This is a genomic window from Thiomonas sp. TH-17, from assembly GCF_057473305.1.
Window position 1 is genome coordinate 1 of sequence record NZ_JBYCKI010000060.1, and the last position, 4,180, is coordinate 4,180.

Consider the following 4,180-nt stretch of genomic DNA (forward strand, 5'->3'; position numbering starts at 1 on the left):
CCCGCGTCGGGATGCGCCTCGGTGAACAGGCGGTCGAACAAGCGCACCTGCGCGGCCACGCCAAGACTGGCGCTCACCCAGGTAATCACGCCTTTGACCTTCACCGCGTCCGCCCCCGGCGTGCCACTTTTGGTGTCGGGCAATAGTTCGGCCAGCACCTTGGTGACTCGGCCTTCGGCATCTTTTTCACAGCCGGTGCAACGAATCACGTAGCCGTATTTCAGCCGCGCCATGCCACCGGGCGTGAGGCGGTGATAGCCCTTGGGCGGAACCTCCATGAAATCTTCACGCTCGATCCACACCTGCGCGGTGAGATCGAACTGCCGCCGCCCCATCTCGGGATGTCCGGGATGGACGGGCGCGCTGCAGGGCTCGGCGTGTGCCGCGTTGCCGAACACTTCGGCCCAGTTGGTGAGCTCCAGATTGAGGGGATCGAGCACGGCCATCGCACGCGGAGCGCGGGCGTCGAGGTCATCGCGCAGGGATTGTTCAAGCACGCTGTAGTCGATCCAGGAATCGGCCTTGCTTACGCCGATGCGGTCGGTGAACAGGCGCAGGCTCTCGGGCGTGTAGCCGCGCCGGCGCAAGCCCACCAGCGTGGGCATGCGCGGATCGTCCCAACCGTCCACGTGGCGCTCGGTCACGAGTTGCGCGAGCTTGCGCTTGCTCGTCACCACATAGGTGAGATTCAAGCGGGCGAATTCGTACTGGTGCGGCCGCGGGCTGGCGACCAGGCCCAGCCGCACGAGATGATCGAGCAGCCAGTCGTAGAACGGCCGTTGATCCTCGAATTCCAGGGTACAGATGCTGTGGCTGATGCACTCCATCGCATCCTCGATGGGATGCGCGAAGGTGTACATCGGGTAGATGCACCAGGTGTCGCCCGTGCGGTGATGGTGGGCGAAGCGGATGCGGTAAATCGCCGGATCGCGCAGATTGATATTGGCCGCGGTCATGTCGATCTTCGCGCGCAACACCATGCTGCCCTCGGGGTGCTGGCCCGCGCGCATTTCCTCGAAACGCCGCAGGTTTTCCTCCGGAGAACGATTCCGCCAGGGGCTGTCCACACCCGGCTCGGTGAGCGTGCCGCGGTTGCGGCGCATGTCGTCGGCGTTCTGCTCGTCCACATAGGCCAGGCCGTCTTCGATCAGCGCGCAGGCGCAGCGATGCATGAAGTCGAAGTCGTCGCTCGCATAGAAAAGGTGCGAAACGCCGCTCACGCTCCAGTCGAAGCCGAGCCAGCGCACAGCATCGAGAATGGCGTCGACGTATTCCTGGTCTTCTTTTTCGGGATTGGTGTCGTCGAAGCGCAGATGGCAGACGCCGCCGAAGTCTTGCGCCAGGCCGAAGTTCAGGCAGATGCTTTTAGCGTGGCCGATGTGCAGATAGCCGTTGGGCTCGGGCGGAAACCGGGTGCGGATGCGCGCCGGATCGGTCTGCCCCGCAGCATGTCCGGCAGCGTCGGCCGGATGACCGGCAAAACGCCGGTTCGCATAAGTGCCTTGCGCCAGATCGCGCTCGATGATCTGACGCAGGAAGTTCGAAGGTTTGTCAACAGGTTCCATAGCCCCGCTATTTGAACAGGTCTGGCAAAGGCGTGATACGGCCGTGTTGCAGCGCAATACCCAAAGCGCGGCGCAAAGTGAAGTCGCGGACATTGAACGCACGACCGCGCCAAATCGATGCCATGCGCACCCTCCCGCTTTCGGTCATTCAAATGACGTAGGTCGTCGACTATTCTGGGCTCGTGGCGCTGGCGGCGGAAAAGGAGCCCTCGTGAGTCAAATCAAAATCTGCACCTATAACCTGGAGTGGATGACCTCATTTTTCGGGGCACGCCGCGACGTCGACTGGCTTGCCGCGCCCTCCATTCCCGCCGCATTTCCCGGCAAGAAAGCCGGCAGCATCAGGCTCAGCCCCATCGCCGACGTGCACGGTCTGTGCCAGCGCATCGCCATCGGCATTCAGGCCATCGACCCCGATGTGCTGTTCATCGAGGAAGGCCCGCCGCTGCTGGAGCAGATGCAGTTGTTCGTGCGGCAGTTTCTCGGCAATGCCTACACCGTCTATCGCTCGAACCGGGCCGATCAGGCGGTTCACGCCCTCGTGCGCAAGGCGCTGGCGCCCCGCATCAAGCCCTGGCTGCCCGCAGGCAGCACACCCAAAAGCCTCTGGCGAAATGTGCCCTACTACCCGTGGGGCAAGATCGCGCCCGCCGACCGCAAATTGCACAGCTTCGCCCGGCAGCCCCTGCTGCTGCGCGCCAAGCTGGTGCAGGGCGAAGATCTCATACTGGGCGGACTGCATACCAAATCCAAATTTTCCCTGCTGAAAACCACGGCTCAGTGGGAAAACCGCGGCGCCGATCCCGCGCCAGTTCTCGATGCGCTCGACAGTCGCCAGAAACTGTCTGCCGAAGTGGCCCGCCTGCGAGAGGTGCTGTCGTCGATCATCGCCGTCGGCACCGAGCAGGCCAGTGTGGTGATGGTCGGCGACTTCAACGACGGCCCGTTCAAAGATCTGATGGAACGCGAGTTTCTCGTCAAGGGCATTCTGGACGAGTTGGTCGGCTCCTTTCTCGACCCCAACACGTTTTTCAAGCACGCGATGGAGCCCGCCGTACTCGCCTCGGCCAGCACGACCCGCTTTCCCGACCCTCTGCAAAATGGGGAGATCGTGGGCGAACTCATTGACCACATCGTCGTATCGCCCGCCATCTGGAGTGGCTTGGGCGCCTATCGCATCAAGCCGGGCAGCTGCCGGGTGGAAGAAGCCGCCTGGCAACTCGGCGTGCTGGGCGACCCGGACGCCGCGCGCGACAACCGCCCCAGCGATCACAAGCCCGTTTCGGTCGTGCTCGACTGGTAGGCCTTGCGCCGGCGCTTGCGGCGCGGAAAAAAACTTCACGCACCGTGTCGGCAAGCCCACTCGGCTGCCGTTACTCCAGCACGAACCACAAGATTGCTCAGGAGGTTTACACCATGTTCCGCCACATCGTTCTCGCCCTTGCGGGCAGCGCCGCCCTCATCGCCGCTCCAGCGGCGCATGCCGACCGGGTGTTCTGGTCGGTCAATGTCGGGGTTCCCGGCGTGGTGACCAATTTCTCGAATGCCTACCCGGTGTATCAGGCGCCGCCGGTGGTCTATGCGCCGCCGCCGCCCATGCCGCCGGTCTATTTCGCCCCGCCTCCGCCTCCGCCGCGTCCGGTGTACTACGGCTATGGTCAGGTTTACACCCCGGTGGCTGTCGCACCGCCCTACTACTACGGCGCCCCGGTGCGCCGCTGGGACCGTGACCACTGGCGGCATGACCACGGACGCGGCTGGGGGCATCGCGACCACGACCGAGGTGATTGGGGTCGCCGCTGAGCATAGAGTGATCAGCGGCGCTTGCTGCCCCCCAGCAGGCTGCCCAGCACGCCGCGAATGATTTCACGGCCCACCGTGCTGCCGATGCTGCGCGCGGCCGATTTGGCCAGGGTTTCGAGCATGGAATCCTTGCGGCCCGAGCCGCGCGCCAGGCCCCCCAGACCCTGCCCCAGCGAATCAAGCAGGCCGCCGCCAGAGCCGAGTGGCGCTCCGGTTGTTGGTGCGGGCGCGGCGGCTTCTGGCGCGGCTTCCACCCGGCCTTTGAGCAGTTCGTAGGCCGACTCGCGGTCTACCGTTTTTTCATACACCCCCGCCACCAGCGAGCCCTGCATCAGCGTCTTGCGTTCCTCGGGGCTGATCGGCCCGATGCGGCTGCCGGGCGCCAGCATCCACACGCGTTCGGTTGGTGTGGGGCGCCCTTTTTCGTCGAGCAGCGACACCAACGCCTCGCCCACCGCGAGTTCGGTGATGGCCTGTGCCACATCCAGACCGGGATTGGGACGCATGGTGTCGGCGGCGGTTTTCACCGCTTTCTGGTCGCGCGGCGTGAACGCGCGCAGCGCGTGCTGAATGCGGTTGCCGAGCTGACCGAGCACAGTGTCGGGAATGTCCAGCGGATTCTGCGAGACGAAGAACACGCCGACGCCCTTGGATCGGATGAGCCGCACCACCTGCTCGATTTTTTCCAGCAGCGGTTTGGGCGCATCGTTGAACAGCAGGTGCGCCTCGTCGAAAAAGAACACCAGCTTGGGCTGATCGGGATCACCGATCTCTGGCAAACGTTCGAACAGCTCGGACAACAGCCACAGCAG

At 64.2% G+C, this 4,180-nt stretch carries 4 protein-coding genes; 2 read left to right on the forward strand and 2 right to left on the reverse strand.

What is annotated here, in order from left to right:
- Positions 1–1,565 (reverse strand): glutamine--tRNA ligase/YqeY domain fusion protein (locus tag AC2VLV_RS04125; RefSeq protein ID WP_486988770.1); only part of this gene is annotated, 1,565 nt, incomplete at its 3' end.
- 211 nt (positions 1,566–1,776) lie between these two features.
- Between AC2VLV_RS04125 and AC2VLV_RS04130 the strand changes: the two genes are divergently transcribed.
- Together AC2VLV_RS04130 and AC2VLV_RS04135 are read left to right on the forward strand one after the other, a co-directional pair.
- Complete coding sequence (locus AC2VLV_RS04130) at positions 1,777–2,868, forward strand: hypothetical protein (protein WP_486988771.1); 1,092 nt, start codon at positions 1,777–1,779, stop codon at positions 2,866–2,868.
- 113 nt (positions 2,869–2,981) lie between these two features.
- Positions 2,982–3,368: a glutelin gene (locus tag AC2VLV_RS04135; RefSeq protein WP_486988772.1), complete on the forward strand. Its 387-nt coding sequence runs from the start codon at positions 2,982–2,984 to the stop codon at positions 3,366–3,368.
- 11 nt (positions 3,369–3,379) lie between these two features.
- On the opposite strand, the gene AC2VLV_RS04140 is transcribed toward AC2VLV_RS04135, so the two are convergent.
- Positions 3,380–4,180: helicase HerA-like domain-containing protein (locus tag AC2VLV_RS04140; protein ID WP_486988773.1), on the reverse strand; the 801-nt coding region annotated here is incomplete at its 5' end.